We start from the raw sequence: 14,731 nt of genomic DNA, 5'->3' as shown, positions 1-14,731 counted from the left end.
TGGGGCGGGGGAGGCCGGGGTTCGACCCCGCCGGCCTCATTGCTTGATCAGGCGAGCATCCAGGCTGTTCTGCGCCAGGCGTTTGGCTTGGTCCTCGGTCATACCCAGATGGGTGTGCAGCGCGTAGTAGTTCTCGGTGACGTAGCCGCCGAAATAGGCCGGGTCATCGGAATTGACCGTGACCTTCACCCCACGTTCGAGCATGTCGAGAATGTTGTGCTGGCTCATGTGATCGAATACACACAGCTTGGTGTTGGAGAGCGGGCACACGGTCAGTGGAATCTGCTCGTCGATGATGCGCTGCATCAGGCGCTCATCCTCGATGGCGCGCACACCGTGGTCGATGCGCTGGATCTTGAGCAAGTCCAGGGCTTCCCAGATGTACTCGGGCGGGCCTTCCTCACCGGCATGGGCGACCGTCAGGAAGCCCTCTTCGCGGGCGCGGTCGAACACGCGCTTGAACTTGCTCGGCGGATGGCCCATCTCGGAGCTGTCCAGACCCACGGCAACGAACGCATCACGGAAAGGCAAGGCCTGATCCAGGGTCTTCTGCGCCTCGTCTTCGCTCAAATGGCGCAGAAAGCTGAGGATCAGCCCGCTGTCGACGTTCAGCCGGGTACGGCCGTCATTCAGTGCGGCAGTGATGCCGCCCAGCACCGTTTCAAAGGCGATACCGCGGTCGGTGTGGGTCTGCGGATCGAAGAACGGCTCGGTGTGTACGACGTTCTGGGCCTTGCAGCGCAACAGATAGGCCCAGGTCAGGTCGTAGAAATCCTGCTCGGTGCGCAACACGTCGGCACCGCGGTAATACAGGTCGAGAAACTCCTGCAGGTTATTGAACGCATAGGCTCCACGCAGCGCCTCCACATCATTCCAGGGCAACGCGATCTTGTTGCGCTCGGCCAGGGCGAACAGCAGCTCGGGTTCCAGCGAGCCTTCCAGGTGCATGTGCAGTTCGGCCTTGGGCAAGGCATTGAGCCAGTCGTACATGGTGTTTTCGTTCTCTCATCAGGTGCAATCGTGCTCGATTCTACAGGTATTGCCCTTCACTCGCAGCCGCGAGGGCCCAACCGGCAGGTTCGTGCCGACGCCCGGCGGGCCGGCCCCGGTCGGATGCCAGGCCATTCACGTCGAGGCGCGCGTGCTTTTTTCCACCACGCACATCGGCGTGCCCGCCACCGGCTCACGGACGATCTGCACCTGCACCTCGAATACCTGCTGCATCAGTTGGGCATCGACGACCTGCCCAGGCGGACCATCGGCCACCAGGCGACCTTGATGCATCACCGCCAGATGATCGGCGTAGCGGCAGGCCTGGTTGATATCGTGCAACACCGTAACCACGGTCTTGCCTTCGGCGGCAAGCTGGCGCATCAGGTCGAGCAGCTCGACCTGATGGCTGATATCCAGGTAGGTTGTGGGTTCGTCGAGCAACACCACCGGCGTATCCTGCGCCAGCACCATGGCCAGCCAGGCCCTTTGCCGCTGGCCGCCGGAGAGGTCCGCCAGCGCGGTGTCGGCCAGTGATTCCAGGCCCATGCGCTGCAGGGCCTGCTCCACGGCATTGCGGTCCGTGCCGCTCAGGCGCCCCCAGAAGCTGTTGTGCGGGCTGCGCCCATAGGCCACCAGCTGGGCAACGCTGACCCCTTCGGGAATGGGCAATACCTGCGGCAGGAACGCCACATGCTGCGCCAACCCCCGCGACGACAGCTGCGCGTAGGGTTGGCCATCGAGGCTCACCGTGCCGCATTGCGGCGTGATGATGCGTGCCAGGGCCTTGAGCAGCGTCGACTTGCCACAGCCATTGGGCCCGATCAGCGCGGTGACTTGCCCGGCAGGCGGGGTGAACGAGAGATTGCGTACGATAGGCGTGGCGCCGTAGCCGATATCGACGCCGTCGGCTTTGATGATGCTCATGATGTCAGCCCTTGAAGCGTGCCAGCAGCCAGAGAAAGTAAGGTGCGCCGATGACCGCGGTCAGAACGCCCGCCGGGATCTCGCTGGGCGCGATCAGTGTGCGTCCCAGCGTGTCGGCCAGCACCAGCAACAGAGCACCGATCAGCATCGAGGCCGGCAGCAGGTGCTGATGATGCCCGCCCACCAGGCGGCGCGCCATGTGCGGCGCGACCAAGCCAAGAAAGCCAACCGGGCCGATGATGCCCACCCCCAGGCTGCTCAACAGCACCGCTGCGCCCATCGCCAGCCAGCGTGTGCGCTTGAGTGCGGTACCCAGGCTGTGGGCCGCTTCGTCGCCCAGGCCGATCAGGTTCAGCGGCTTCGCCAGGCCCAGCGCCAGTGGCATCAGCACCACGAACGGCAGGGCCAGCGCCAGATGATGCCAACTGCGGCTCCACAAGCTGCCCGTCAAGGCCAGCAACGCCGTGTTGATGTCCAGCGGGTGCGACAGAATCAGAAACTCGGTGATGCTCGACAGGGTCACGGCGATCGCCACCCCGGACAACGCAAAGCGCACGCCGGAAAAACTCACACCGCTGTTGTACAGCGCCAGCAGCAGTGCGCCGCCGGCGCCGCCCACGCCGGCCACCAGCGGCAGCCAGGTAAAGGGCAGCTGCGGTACCGCGATGATGGCAATGGTCAGGGCCAGCCCGGCGCCCTGGGTCACCCCCAGAATCTCCGGGGAAGCCAGCGGGTTGCGAATCACCCCCTGCACCAGGGCGCCGGCCAGGCCCAGGGCGCTGCCGGTCAGGATCGCGATCAGCCCGCGCGGCAGGCGGTGGTTCCACACCTCGAAGTCCAGCGGGTCATGCGCCAGCAAACGCTCGAACACTGCATTCGGCGCCAGCCATGAGGTGCCTGCACTCAAACTCAGCCACAACGCCGCAAGCAACAGCGCGAGCAGGATCAGCAGGCGAGGGTAGGGCCGAATCATTGCGTGCGCCTGGCAAGGTAAAGGAAGAACGGTGCGCCGATCAGCGCGGTCACCACCCCGGCAGGCGTCTCCGCCGGGAAGGCCACGGCGCGGCTGACCAGATCGGCCGCCAGCACGATCGCCGCACCCAGCAAGGCGCTCGCCGGAATCAGCCAGCGATAGTCGTTGCCCAGGTATTGCCGGGCGATGTTCGGCGCGATCAGGCCCACGAAGCCGATCGGACCGACCGCGCAGACACTGGCACCCACCAGCAGCAGACTGGCGAAAAACACCTGCAGGCGCAGGCTGGCGATACCGACGCCCAGCGAGCGAGCCGCATCCTCGCCCAGATTCACCAGGTTCAGGCGTGGCGCGCAGAAGAGTGCCCACAGGGCACCGATCAGAGTGCAGGGCCACAACAGTTGCAGTTGCGCAGCACCGACGTTGGCCAGCGATCCGGCCAGCCAGTTGAGCACGCTCTGTGCCTGCGCCTCGACCAGTATCACGGTCAGCCGCGTCAACGCCGCACACAGTGCCGCCACGGTCACTCCGGCCAGCACCAGTCGGCCTTGCGCCGCCGCTGGAGACCAGGCGCCACCCAGGCTGAAAACGATCACCCAGGCCAGGGCACCCCCCACACACGTCATCAGCAACGCGCCGCCGGCGAACGGCAGGGCTACCAGGCCCGTGGAGAACAACGCCAGGCCCAGCGCGGCGCCTGCCGTGACCCCGAACAGGGACGGCGACGCCAAGCGGTTGCGGGTAATGCCCTGCATCAATGCACCGGCCAGTCCCAGACAGGCACCGACCAACGCCGCGCAGAGCGCCCGCGGCACCCGCAACTGGGCGACGATATAGGCCATGTTGCCGCCCTCACGGCCCTGGCTGAACAGCCCGTTGAACGCATCCGCCTGGCTGATCGTGAACGGCGACCAGGCGTACAGCGACATCCAGAACAGCCCGGCGACGGTCATCGTGCCCAGCGCCATCGCCCACCAACGCCTCATTCAGGGCGTCATGGCGGCTTTGCCGCCCTTGAGAATGGCCAGGGCGTCTTCGGCAATCTGCTCGGACGCCATCACCCCGCGGTTGCGGGCCCAGGTGTCACCGTCGACCTCTGAAACCTGATGATTGCGCACTGCGCCCAGCACTTGCCACAGCGGCTGCTGGCTCCAGCTGTCGACCAGGCTCGGATGCCGGTAGTGCCCGACGAGCAGCCAGGCAGGGTCCAGCGCCAGCAGTTGTTCCAGGCTGACGAACTCGGTCGGTGCTGCGTTGCTGCGTACCGGCGGAACCTGCAAACCGATTGCCGCCAGTACGCTGCCCGCATAGGAGTGCGGTCCATGTACGGAGAAGCTGTCTTCCCGCGCCACACCGAACAGCACCTTGGTACCGGCGGGCACCTGCCCGGCGATGTCGGCGAGGCTGCGACGGTTCTGCGTGATCCGCGCCTGCATCGCCTCGCTCTTGCCCAACGCCCGGCCAATCAACTCGGCGGACTTCAAGCTGCCTTCATAGTCTTCCCCGCGCGAGGGCAGCAGCAAGGTCGGCGCCAGGCTTGCCAGGTCGGCGTACAGCGCCTGATGGCGATTGAGATCGGCAATGATCAGGTCAGGCTTGAGCCGCGCGATCTGTTCGATGCTGGGCTGGGCGCGCAGGCCCACCGAGCTCCACTGACCAATGGCCTGACGTACTCTGGGCAATACGCGATTGGCATCTCCATCGTCGGCGGCGCCAACCGGCGTGACGCCCACTGCCGCCAGGCTATCGAGAAAGGAGAATTCCAGCACCACCACACGTTGCGGCGCCTGGGGCAGATGGACGGTGTGTTGGCCATCATTGATATCGATGGGCGCTGCGACGACCAGTCGTGTGCACAAGGCCAGCGCACTGGCGACGATCATCGAGGTGAGGCGGGAACTGCGCATGGACAAATACCTTCGCTGTGGAACCTGCGCGCTGGGCGGGCGCGCAAAAACGGCGGGTACTATTCCATATCAAGCTGTTGTGATCAAAAAACATTCTCTTTTACGAGTGTTTCGCTCTTTCGGGCTTACCTTCGAAACGGTGGGTGCAACTCAGCACTCCACCAGGTTGACCGCCAACCCGCCGCGCGAGGTTTCCTTGTACTTGTCGTGCATGTCGGCGCCAGTGTCACGCATGGTCCGGATGGCGTGATCCAGCGAGATGAAGTGCTCGCCATCACCGCGCAGCGCCATTTGCGCGGCATTGATCGCCTTGACCGCGGCAATCGCATTGCGCTCGATGCACGGCACCTGGACCAGCCCTCCGACCGGATCGCAGGTCAGCCCCAAGTTGTGCTCCAGGCCGATTTCCGCTGCGTTCTCGACCTGTTCAGGCGTGGCACCCAGCACCTCGGCCAAGCCGGCAGCCGCCATGGCGCAAGCCGAACCCACTTCACCCTGGCAGCCCACCTCGGCGCCGGAAATCGACGCGTTCTTCTTGCACAGGATGCCTACCGCCGCAGCTGCCAGGAAAAACCGGACCACGTCGTCGGCCGACGCTTCCGGGCAGAACTTCATGTAGTAGTGCAACACCGCTGGAATGATGCCGGCGGCGCCGTTGGTGGGGGCGGTCACCATGCGCCCGCCGGCGGCATTCTCCTCGTTCACCGCCAGAGCAAAGACGTTGACCCACTCCATGGCACTGAGGGTGGAGCCAATGACGTTGGGCTTGCCGATCTCCTGCAGGTTCTGGTGCAGACGATAGGCCCGGCGGCGCACGTTCAGCCCGCCTGGCAGAATGCCTTGCCCGGTCAGACCTTTATCCACGCAGGCCTGCATCGCTTGCCAGATCACCGCCAACTGTTCGCGGATCTGCGCTTCGGAACGCCAGGCCTTTTCGTTTTCCATCATCAGTGCCGCAATGCTCAGGCCGGTGCGCTTGCACAGGCTCAGCAACTGCGCCGCCGAGGAAAAGTCGTAGGGCAGGACGGTGGTGTCGTTGTCCAGCACACCGCTGGCAGCCTGCTCGGCATCGACCACGAAACCGCCACCGACCGAATAGTAGGTCTGCTCATGCACCTCGCCGTTCTGCAGGTGCGCCACCAAGGTCATGCCATTGGGGTGGTAGGGCAGGCTCTCATCGAGCAGAAGCATGTCGCGCTGCCAGTCGAAATGAATCGTGTGATCGCCCAGCTGCAGGCATTGCCGCCGGATCACTTCGTCGACCCGAGGCCCCACGGTGTCCGGGTCGACCCGATCGGGCCATTCGCCCATCAAGCCCATCAAGGTCGCGCGGTCACTGCCATGGCCTATGCCGGTGGCGGACAGCGAGCCATACAAGCGGGCTTCGATCCGCTCCACCAGCGGTGCCATGCCTTGTTCGGTGAGATTTTTGGCAAACAGGGCAGCGGCGCGCATCGGGCCCACCGTATGCGAACTGGAGGGGCCGATGCCGATCTTGAACATGTCGAATACGCTGATAGCCATGTCTGCCTCATTCTCTCTCTATACACTCGTGCCTTATCTTTGGCCTGACAGACATTTCAGACAAACGATACTTACTAAGTCACTGTTTAGCGGGGCTCACCGATGAGCAAGATCCTCAATGCCCAAATGCACGCCTGGCTGCAGGTGTTTGCCTGCGCCGCGCGGCATCTGTCCTTCACCCGCTGCGCCGATGAATTGCATGTGACCCCCGGTGCCATCAGCCAGCAGATGAAGCAATTGGAAGATCGTCTGGGCTTTGCGCTGTTCCATCGGGTGGGTCGCGGCCTGCAATTGACTGCGCAGGGCCAGCGCCTTGCGGTGGTCGCCAACGAAGTGCACAGCCGCATCGACGAAGAACTGCGGTTGTTGCATTCCGGCACCATCGGCGGGGTGTTCAAGCTGCGCAGCATCCCTTCCTTTTTGAGCAAGTGGCTGATGCCACGGTTGCCCAGCCTCGAGCGGGCTTTTCCCGAGCTCCAGCTGCGGGTGATCGCCGAGGACAGCAGTGGCTCACTGCGTGACGACGATTTCGACCTGGCCATCGACCTCAACGATGGCAGCTACCCAGGCCTGGTCACTACACCGTTGCTGGAAGAGGAACTGTTCCCGGTGTGCTCGCCCACTCTGCTTGAGGGTCGTCCGCCATTGGACAGCCCTGGCCAGCTGGTGCACTTCCCATTGCTGCACGACATAACCGCCTGGCGCGGCAGCTATGAATATGCAGAGTGGGAGTTCTACCTCTCGGCGATAGGCGCCGAAGGCATCGATGTGCGCCGCGGCCACACTTTCAATCGCAATCACCTGACCATCGATGCGGCGCGCATGGGCATGGGTGTTGCCATCGCCCGTCGCGCGCTGATCACCGACGAGCTGGAGCAAGGCTCGCTGATCGTGCCGTTCGGATGGCCCATCCAGGCCCGCAAGAAATACGTGCTGGCGTACCGCGAAGGCGCACTCAATACGCCAACCCGACGTGCCATCCATGACTGGTTGGTGGCCCAGGCACAGGTCTGCCCCTGAACCTTTGCAGCTGTCGCGTACTCTGATCCGCTGATTCTTGTTACATCCAGTTACTTTCAGCGGCACAGGTCGCAGCAATCAGCGAAGGCAGGCCATGATCGCGTTACTCAAGCAGGAAAAATTTCTACTTCTGGCGGTGATCGCCGCATGCATTGCCTTCCCGGCCGAGCACTACCTGCTCAGCCATGGTCAAGGCATGGCACTGGGCGCGGGTATCGCCCTGGTCGTGGCGATCATCTTCGCCTCGGTGCGAGTTGCCGGGCACGCCGAGTTGCTCGCCGAAAAATTCGGTGACCCCTACGGCACCATGATCCTCACCCTGTCGGCGGTGCTGGTCGAAGTGGTGGTACTGGGCATCATGATGAGCAACGAGCCATCACCGACCCTGGTGCGCGACACCATCTATTCGGCGGTCATGCTCGACATCAACGGCATTCTCGGGCTCGCGGCACTGATGGGCGGGCTCAAGCATGGCGAACAGTCTTACAACGACGATTCAGCGCGCAGCTACAGCGTCATGATCCTCACCGCCATGGGTGTGTCCATGGTGGTGCCGGAGTTCATCCCTGAGGGCAACTGGAAGGTCTACTCAGGCTTTACCATCGGCGCCATGCTGGTGCTCTACGCCTTGTTCCTGCGCATGCAGGTCGGGCCGCACAGCTATTTCTTCAGCTACAACTATCCGGAAAAGAAGAAGCGCAAGGGCGTGACCACCGAACCCGAGAAGCCGGTTCACCTGGGTTGGTCGGTGGGTACCCTGGTGTTCGGTATCGTCGTCATCGGCGCCCTGGCCGAAGTCATGTCCAAGACCATCGACCTGGGTCTCGAGGGCACCGGCGCACCACCGGTAATGACGGCCATTCTGGTGGCAGCCATTTCCGCTGCGCCGGAAATCCTGACTGCACTGCGTGCAGCATTGGCCAACCGCATGCAATCGGTGGTCAACATTGCCCTGGGTGCCTCGCTGTCAACGGTGATCCTTACCGTACCGGTCATGGAAGGCCTGGCCCTGTACAGCGGCCAGCCATTCCAGATGGCAATGACACCGGTGCAGACAGTGATGATCTTCATCACCCTGCTGGTCTGCGCGATCAACCTCAACGACGGCGAAACCAACGCCATCGAGGGCATGACTCACTTCGTGTTGTTCGCGACCTTCATCATGCTATCGATCCTGGGCCTGTAAACCACCGTCTACCTGGCAACGCCCGCATCCTGTAGGAGCGGGCAGTGCCCGCGAAGAGGCCCCTGCTGACACCACCGCTTCCCCCGGACCTCACCAGTCGATCTTCTCGCCCTTGTAATCGAGAAACTGCAACCCACCCTTGCCCAGCTGCGCGGTGATCACATCCACCAATCCACGGGTACTGGTGGCAACGTCCAGACTGGCACCGTCGCCGCCCATGTCGGTCTTCACCCAGCCCGGATGCATCGACAGCACCGTCAACTGCGGCCGCGCCAACTCGGTCACGAAGGTATTGGTCATCGAATTCAAGGCCGCCTTGCTCGCTTTGTACAAGGCCATGGGCGACCCTTCAGGCATCGCCACACTGCCCAGCACCGAACTCATGAAGGCGATCGCACCGCCATCGGCGACATTGCCCGCCAGTCGCTGGGCCAGACGGATCGGCGCCACGGCATTGATGACGAACAGTTCACCGATGTCTGCATCGCTGGCCTGGTCGGTGTTGTAGCCCGCCGGCCCGGACACCCCGGCATTGATGAACAGCAGGTCGAAGGTCTGCTGCTGCAGCCGCAGGCTCAGGGCGTCCATGGACTCCAGGCGAGTCATCTCCAGCGCCTCCACCTTCGCGCCGGTGGCCGTCAGCGCCGGCGGCACGTTGTCCAGATCGCGAACCGTGGCCGTCACCTCCCAACCATCTTCGCTCAAGCGTTCCACCAACCCCAGACCCAGGCCACGGGATGCACCAATCACCAACGCTTTCTTTGCAGTTGTCATTGCCACTCTCCTGAACAAAGGAAACAGACTAGCACTCGCTGTCAGCAACGACGCGCTCAAGACGCGATGGCTTGCAGCACGATCCGTCCTCTGGAAAGGTCGGCAAGCTGCTGCGCCAGGGTAGCGATGGCCTCACTGGCCACCGCTAGCCCCAGGTCGACGCCGTTACTGGTGAAATCTTCTGCAGTGACCAACCCCTGAGCCTCGGCCACCCGAAGCTTGACCAGGGCCAGCTCGCTGAATGTGCAGGAACAGCTCACCGCCACCCGCGCGATCAATAGGCGCTTGGGCGCTTGCTGCAGGCATTTGTTCGCCCCTCCGCCATAGGCACGGGCCAACCCTCCTGTACCCAACTGAACGCCGCCGTACCAGCGAATCACCAGCACCACCACCTGATCGCAATCCTGTGCCTCGATCGCCGCCAGGATCGGTCGGCCTGCGGTACCGCCTGGCTCGCCATCGTCGTTGCTGCGGTACTGATCGCCCAGTTTCCACGCCCAGCAGTTATGGGTCGCGGCCAGGTCACTGGTCTGTTCGATGAAGGCCTGGGCGTCCTGCACGCTGGCTATCGGCGCGGCGAGGGTGATGAATCGACTCTTGCGAATCTCCTCGCGGTACTCGCAGGGTCCCAGCAGGGTAGAAGGCATGCTTATCTCTTGGCTGTTGCAGTGATCACACCGCAGGGGTCAAGCCGCATCCTTTCAGAATGATGCGGATCAGGTTGTCACTGGCGTGTTCGAAGTCTTGCCGCGTCAGGCGCGCCTGTCCGGTCACCCGGCAGATCTGCGTGGCGAAGTCGGCGTAATGCTGGGTACTGCCCCACAGCAGAAAGATCAGGTGCACGGGGTCGACGGGGTCCATCTTGCCGGCGTCGATCCAGGCCTGGAACACCGCGGCACGCCCCGCGAACCAGCTGCGGTAGTCCTGGCTGAAGTACTCGCTCAGGCACTCGCCGCCGCTGATGATCTCCATCGCGAAGATCCGTGACGCCAGTGGCTGGCGGCGCGAGAACTCCATCTTGGCGCGGATGTAGCGGGTCAGCGCCTGCGCCGGATCATCCTCGGCGCGCAACGTATTGAAGGTGCTGTCCCACAACTCAATGATGTTGCTCAGCACCGCAATGTACAGGCCGAGTTTGTTGGTGAAGTAATAGTGCAGGTTGGCCTTGGGCAAGCCTGCATTCAATGCAATGGTGTTCATGCTGGTGCCCTTGAAACCGTGCCGGGCGAACTCGTCTTCGGCCGCTTTTAGAATCGCTTCTTCATTCTTCTGGCGGATGCGGCTGGCAGGTTTGCCACTGACCGAGGCGCTGTGCGCGGGGACTTCGAGACTCATGGGCGATTTCCGAACCGATCGTTTGAATACTGCAGATGCGTTGATAGCGTACCCGCCCTGATCCGACAAGCCTTGATGGATAAACCACGACGATCCTTCAGCGCGTCTGCGCCAGGCTTTCCAGAAAGCTTTCCAGCACCAGATGGGGCCTTCTACCCTTGCGCGTCACCCAGGACAACGTCAGGTCATAGAACCGCTCGCTCGGTTTCAACGCCCGCAGACGCCCCTGTTGTACCCAGAAAGTGGCGTAATGGTCGGGCAGGTAGCCGATGTAGCGTCCCGTCAGAATCAGAAACGCCATGCCTTCGCGATCCGAGGCGCTGGCGGTGCACTTGAGCACCTGGTAACGCGCCTGGATATCGGCTGGCAGACGAAATGTCGGCGCGATGGCTTCCTGTGCGTTGAGGCGGTCGCCATCGAGCGCCTCGTCACTGGCGTAGAACAGCGGGTGGCCGACCGCGCAGTACAACAACGAACGCTCACTGTACAGCGGCTGGTACTCGAGCCCCGACAGCGGGCTCGACTGCGGCACCACGCCAACATGCAAGCTGCCATCGAGCACGCCCTGCTCGACCTGGCTGGGCGCGATCATCCGGATCTGGATGCGCACATCGGGCCCACGGTCCTTGAGTTGCGCCAGCGCATGGGTGATGCGCATGTGTGGCAGCGTCACCAGGTTATCGGTCAGGCCGATGTTCAACTCGCCACGCAGGTGCTGGTGCAGGCCGTTGACGCCGGTGCGGAAGCTTTCCAGCGCCGCCAGCAACTGCAGCGCCGATTGATAGACCTCGCGGCCTTCCTCGGTCAGGGAAAACCCTGCGCGGCCACGCTGACACAGGCGCAGGCCCAAACGCTGCTCAAGGTCGCTCATCTGCTGGCTGATCGCCGAACGACCGATGCCCAGGACGTTTTCCGCCGCAGAAAAGCCGCCGCACTCCACCACGCTGCGAAAGATGCGCAGCAGGCGAATATCGAAATCACTGACCTGCGCGAGCGGATCGGGGCGACGGCTCATAGTTTAGTAGCTGCCTGACTGAAGATCGCAAAAGTTGGGTTTTCCAGACTTTATCGTCGTGACACCGTAGAGGCAACACGCTTGTCATCGCGTCTTCAATCGCTCAATGAGGTCTGTGCACATGAACATGCCCGAGAACGCCCCTGTCGGCATCACCAGCCAGCTCAAGCTGGATGCTCACTGGATGCCGTACACCGCCAACCGCAGCTTCCAACGTGACCCGCGGATCATCGTCGCGGCTCAGGGCAGTTGGCTGACCGATGACAAGGGCCGGCAGATCTACGACAGCCTCTCCGGCCTGTGGACCTGCGGTGCGGGCCATACGCGCAAGGAAATCCAGGAAGCGGTATCGCGTCAGCTCGGTGTGCTCGACTACTCGCCCGCGTTCCAGTACGGCCATCCGCTGTCCTTCCAGCTGGCGGAAAAAATCACCGACCTGACTCCCGGCAATCTCAATCACGTCTTCTATACCAACTCCGGCTCCGAGTGCTGCGACACCGCCGTGAAAATGGTCCGTGCCTATTGGCGCCTGAAAGGCCAGGCCACCAAGACCAAGATGATTGGCCGGGCCCGTGGCTACCACGGTGTCAACGTTGCCGGCACCAGCCTGGGCGGCGTCAACGGCAACCGCAAGATGTTCGGCCAGCTGATGGACGTCGACCACATCCCCCATACCCTGCTGCCGGGCAATACCTATTCCAAGGGATCGCCGGAGGAGGGTGGCATTGCCTTGGCCGATGAAATGCTCAAGGTCATCGAGCTGCACGACGCTTCCAACATCGCCGCCCTGATCGTCGAGCCCATGGCGGGTTCGGCGGGCGTACTGCCACCGCCCAAGGGCTACCTCAAGCGCCTGCGTGAAATCTGCGACCAGCACAATATCCTGCTGATCTTCGACGAGGTCATCACCGGCTTCGGGCGCACCGGCGCCATGTTCGGTGCCGACACCTTCGGCGTGACCCCGGACCTGATGTGCATCGCCAAGCAGATCACCAACGGCGCCATTCCGATGGGCGCCGTCATCGCCAGCACCGAGATCTACCAGACCTTCATGAACCAGGCGACGCCCGAGTACGCCGTGGAGTTCCCCCACGGCTATACCTACTCGGCGCACCCTGTGGCCTGCGCCGCCGGCCTTGCCGCGCTGGACCTGCTGCAGCGCGAAAACCTGGTGCAGAACGTCGCCGAGCTGGCACCGCATTTCGAAAACGTGCTGCACGGCGTCAAGGGCGCGAAGAACATCGTCGACATTCGCAACTATGGCCTTGCCGGTGCGATCCAGCTGGCGCCACGCGATGGCGATGCCATCGTGCGCCCCTATGAGGTGTCCATGAAACTATGGAAAGCCGGATTCTACGTGCGCTTCGGCGGCGACACCCTGCAGTTCGGCCCAACCTTCAACGCCCAGCCGCAAGACCTCGATCGCCTGTTCGATGCTGTTGGCGACGCCCTCAACCAGATCGACTGACCTTTTTTCCAAGGAGCCCATTGCATGAGCACTATCCAACACTTGATCAACGGCGATCTGGTTTCCAGCGGCGACCGTACGGCCGATGTCTTCAACCCGTCGACCGGCCAGGCCATCCGCAAACTCCAGCTGGCCAGCCGCGAGACCGTGCAACTGGCCATCGACGCCGCCAAGGCCGCGTTTCCAGCCTGGCGCAAGACTCCAGCGGCCAAGCGTGCCCAGGTGATGTTCCGTTTCAAGCAACTGCTCGAGCAGAACGAAGCCAAGATCGCCCAGATGATCAGTGAAGAGCATGGCAAAACCCTGGAAGACGCTGCAGGTGAACTCAAGCGCGGCATCGAAAACGTCGAGTTCGCCTGCGCAGCACCTGAAGTGCTCAAGGGTGAGTACAGCCGCAACGTCGGCCCCAATATCGATGCCTGGTCCGATTTCCAGCCACTGGGTATCGTTGCCGGCATCACGCCGTTCAACTTTCCGGCCATGGTCCCGCTGTGGATGTACCCCTTGGCCATCGTCTGCGGCAACTGCTTCATCCTCAAGCCGTCCGAGCGTGATCCCAGCTCTACACTCTATATAGCGCAACTGTTGTTGGAGGCGGGCCTCCCGGCTGGCGTACTCAATGTCGTGCACGGTGACAAGGTCGCGGTGGACGCGCTCATCGAAGCGCCGGAGGTCAAGGCACTGAGTTTCGTTGGCTCCACGCCGATCGCCGAGTACATCTACAGCGAAGGCACCCGTCGCGGTAAACGCGTTCAGGCCCTGGGTGGCGCGAAAAACCACGCGGTGTTGATGCCCGACGCCGATCTCGACAACGCGGTCAGCGCCTTGATGGGCGCAGCCTATGGTTCCTGCGGTGAGCGCTGCATGGCCATTTCGGTAGCCGTGTGCGTCGGCGACCAGGTCGCCGACGCCCTCGTGGCCAAGCTGACTCCGCAGATCAAGTCGCTGAAGATCGGCGCCGGCACGTCTTGTGGTCTGGACATGGGCCCACTGGTGACCGCCCAGGCCCGTGACAAGGTCTCAGGCTATGTCGACGACGGTGAGCAGGCCGGCGCCAAGCTGGTCGTGGACGGTCGCGGTCTGAGTGTATCGGGCAACGAAGAAGGCTTCTTCCTCGGCGGGTGCCTGTTCGACCACGTCACTCCGCAGATGCGTATCTATAAAGAAGAAATCTTCGGCCCGGTGTTGTGCATCGTCCGTGTCGAAAGCCTCGAGCAGGCCATGCAGTTGATCAACGACCATGAATACGGCAACGGCACTTGCATCTTCACCCGCGACGGTGAAGCGGCACGCCTGTTCTGCGACGAGATCGAAGTCGGCATGGTCGGCGTCAACGTACCGCTGCCGGTGCCGGTCGCCTATCACAGCTTCGGCGGCTGGAAGCGCTCCCTGTTCGGCGACCTGCATGCCTATGGCCCGGATGGCGTACGCTTCTACACGCGACGCAAGGCCATTACCCAGCGCTGGCCACAACGTGCCAGCCACGAAGCGTCGCAGTTCGCTTTCCCTAGCCTTTAAGCGTCGAGAAAGGGCGGGCCGCCAGGCCCGCCCTTTGCTTTTAAGGATATATGACAGTTTTTTGAAATTACCTGTTGACGCCCCTCTCAATGTG

The 14,731-nt window shown here is 62.8% G+C and carries 14 protein-coding genes; 4 read left to right on the top strand and 10 right to left on the bottom strand.

Annotated features, from left to right (window positions below; all coding sequences use genetic code 11):
- Positions 1-36 precede the first annotated feature (36 nt).
- From H7993_RS18400 to H7993_RS18375, 6 genes are all read right to left on the bottom strand, one after another.
- Positions 37-990 (bottom strand): adenosine deaminase, encoded by a 954-nt coding sequence (locus H7993_RS18400; RefSeq protein ID WP_185795254.1) that lies wholly within the window; start codon positions 988-990, stop codon positions 37-39.
- A 135-nt stretch (positions 991-1,125) separates the two neighbouring features.
- Positions 1,126-1,917, bottom strand: coding sequence for a Fe(3+) dicitrate ABC transporter ATP-binding protein FecE (fecE, locus tag H7993_RS18395; protein ID WP_185795253.1), 792 nt, complete (start codon positions 1,915-1,917; stop codon positions 1,126-1,128).
- A 4-nt stretch (positions 1,918-1,921) separates the two neighbouring features.
- On the bottom strand, positions 1,922-2,890 hold the full coding sequence (locus H7993_RS18390) for an iron chelate uptake ABC transporter family permease subunit (RefSeq protein ID WP_122480277.1): 969 nt from the start codon (positions 2,888-2,890) through the stop codon (positions 1,922-1,924).
- Complete coding sequence (gene fecC / locus H7993_RS18385) at positions 2,887-3,876, bottom strand: iron-dicitrate ABC transporter permease FecC (RefSeq protein ID WP_185795252.1); 990 nt, start codon at positions 3,874-3,876, stop codon at positions 2,887-2,889. The genes H7993_RS18390 and fecC overlap by 4 nt, the downstream gene beginning before the upstream one ends.
- Positions 3,877-4,773: a Fe(3+) dicitrate ABC transporter substrate-binding protein gene (locus H7993_RS18380; protein ID WP_244647093.1), complete on the bottom strand. Its 897-nt coding sequence runs from the start codon at positions 4,771-4,773 to the stop codon at positions 3,877-3,879.
- A 174-nt stretch (positions 4,774-4,947) separates the two neighbouring features.
- Positions 4,948-6,321 carry an L-serine ammonia-lyase gene (locus H7993_RS18375; protein ID WP_185795250.1) on the bottom strand — a complete coding sequence of 458 codons (1,374 nt, stop codon included), beginning with the start codon at positions 6,319-6,321 and terminating at the stop codon, positions 4,948-4,950.
- 102 nt (positions 6,322-6,423) lie between these two features.
- On the opposite strand from H7993_RS18375, the gene H7993_RS18370 reads away from it, so the two are divergent.
- Together H7993_RS18370 and H7993_RS18365 are read left to right on the top strand one after the other, a co-directional pair.
- The gene (locus H7993_RS18370) at positions 6,424-7,341 is read left to right on the top strand and encodes a LysR substrate-binding domain-containing protein (protein WP_122480273.1); all 918 of its coding nucleotides are present in this window, start codon (positions 6,424-6,426) and stop codon (positions 7,339-7,341) included.
- A gap of 94 nt (positions 7,342-7,435) precedes the next feature.
- The gene (locus H7993_RS18365; RefSeq protein WP_122480272.1) at positions 7,436-8,527 is read left to right on the top strand and encodes a calcium:cation antiporter; all 1,092 of its coding nucleotides are present in this window, start codon (positions 7,436-7,438) and stop codon (positions 8,525-8,527) included.
- Between the two features lie 90 nt (positions 8,528-8,617).
- Here the strand turns inward: H7993_RS18365 and H7993_RS18360 are convergent, their stop codons facing one another.
- The 4 genes from H7993_RS18360 to H7993_RS18345 all read right to left on the bottom strand — a co-directional run bounded on the left by H7993_RS18360 (position 8,618) and on the right by H7993_RS18345 (position 11,651).
- Positions 8,618-9,301, bottom strand: a complete 684-nt coding sequence (locus H7993_RS18360) for an SDR family oxidoreductase (RefSeq protein WP_185795249.1) — start codon at positions 9,299-9,301, stop codon at positions 8,618-8,620.
- 56 nt (positions 9,302-9,357) lie between these two features.
- A complete protein-coding gene (locus H7993_RS18355; protein ID WP_185795248.1) occupies positions 9,358-9,948 on the bottom strand; it encodes an IMPACT family protein in 591 nt (196 codons plus the stop codon).
- A gap of 25 nt (positions 9,949-9,973) precedes the next feature.
- Positions 9,974-10,636: a TetR/AcrR family transcriptional regulator gene (locus H7993_RS18350; RefSeq protein ID WP_185795247.1), complete on the bottom strand. Its 663-nt coding sequence runs from the start codon at positions 10,634-10,636 to the stop codon at positions 9,974-9,976.
- Between the two features lie 97 nt (positions 10,637-10,733).
- Positions 10,734-11,651, bottom strand: coding sequence for a LysR family transcriptional regulator (locus H7993_RS18345; RefSeq protein WP_122480268.1), 918 nt, complete (start codon positions 11,649-11,651; stop codon positions 10,734-10,736).
- Between the two features lie 121 nt (positions 11,652-11,772).
- Between H7993_RS18345 and aptA the strand changes: the two genes are divergently transcribed.
- Together aptA and H7993_RS18335 are read left to right on the top strand one after the other, a co-directional pair.
- Positions 11,773-13,119 carry an omega-aminotransferase AptA gene (gene aptA, locus H7993_RS18340; protein WP_185795246.1) on the top strand — a complete coding sequence of 449 codons (1,347 nt, stop codon included), beginning with the start codon at positions 11,773-11,775 and terminating at the stop codon, positions 13,117-13,119.
- 24 nt (positions 13,120-13,143) lie between these two features.
- On the top strand, positions 13,144-14,637 hold the full coding sequence (locus H7993_RS18335) for a CoA-acylating methylmalonate-semialdehyde dehydrogenase (RefSeq protein ID WP_122480266.1): 1,494 nt from the start codon (positions 13,144-13,146) through the stop codon (positions 14,635-14,637).
- Positions 14,638-14,731 lie beyond the last annotated feature (94 nt).

This window comes from Pseudomonas baltica (assembly GCF_014235765.1).
In the GTDB taxonomy this organism is placed as follows: domain Bacteria; phylum Pseudomonadota; class Gammaproteobacteria; order Pseudomonadales; family Pseudomonadaceae; genus Aquipseudomonas; species Aquipseudomonas baltica.
This window is presented reverse-complemented; position numbering and strand designations above follow the sequence as displayed.

Excerpts from the sequence above, each read along its gene's own strand:
- H7993_RS18380 (WP_244647093.1), bottom strand. The coding sequence starts at position 4,773 with ATGATCGTCGCCAGTGCGCTGGCCTTGTGCACACGACTGGTCGTCGCA.
- H7993_RS18375 (WP_185795250.1), bottom strand. The coding sequence starts at position 6,321 with ATGGCTATCAGCGTATTCGACATGTTCAAGATCGGCATCGGCCCCTCC.
- H7993_RS18360 (WP_185795249.1), bottom strand. The coding sequence starts at position 9,301 with ATGACAACTGCAAAGAAAGCGTTGGTGATTGGTGCATCCCGTGGCCTG.
- fecE (WP_185795253.1), bottom strand. The coding sequence starts at position 1,917 with ATGAGCATCATCAAAGCCGACGGCGTCGATATCGGCTACGGCGCCACG.
- H7993_RS18345 (WP_122480268.1), bottom strand. The coding sequence starts at position 11,651 with ATGAGCCGTCGCCCCGATCCGCTCGCGCAGGTCAGTGATTTCGATATT.
- H7993_RS18350 (WP_185795247.1), bottom strand. The coding sequence starts at position 10,636 with ATGAGTCTCGAAGTCCCCGCGCACAGCGCCTCGGTCAGTGGCAAACCT.
- H7993_RS18400 (WP_185795254.1), bottom strand. The coding sequence starts at position 990 with ATGTACGACTGGCTCAATGCCTTGCCCAAGGCCGAACTGCACATGCAC.
- H7993_RS18335 (WP_122480266.1), top strand. The coding sequence starts at position 13,144 with ATGAGCACTATCCAACACTTGATCAACGGCGATCTGGTTTCCAGCGGC.
- H7993_RS18355 (WP_185795248.1), bottom strand. The coding sequence starts at position 9,948 with ATGCCTTCTACCCTGCTGGGACCCTGCGAGTACCGCGAGGAGATTCGC.
- H7993_RS18390 (WP_122480277.1), bottom strand. The coding sequence starts at position 2,890 with ATGATTCGGCCCTACCCTCGCCTGCTGATCCTGCTCGCGCTGTTGCTT.
- H7993_RS18365 (WP_122480272.1), top strand. The coding sequence starts at position 7,436 with ATGATCGCGTTACTCAAGCAGGAAAAATTTCTACTTCTGGCGGTGATC.
- fecC (WP_185795252.1), bottom strand. The coding sequence starts at position 3,876 with ATGAGGCGTTGGTGGGCGATGGCGCTGGGCACGATGACCGTCGCCGGG.
- aptA (WP_185795246.1), top strand. The coding sequence starts at position 11,773 with ATGAACATGCCCGAGAACGCCCCTGTCGGCATCACCAGCCAGCTCAAG.
- H7993_RS18370 (WP_122480273.1), top strand. The coding sequence starts at position 6,424 with ATGAGCAAGATCCTCAATGCCCAAATGCACGCCTGGCTGCAGGTGTTT.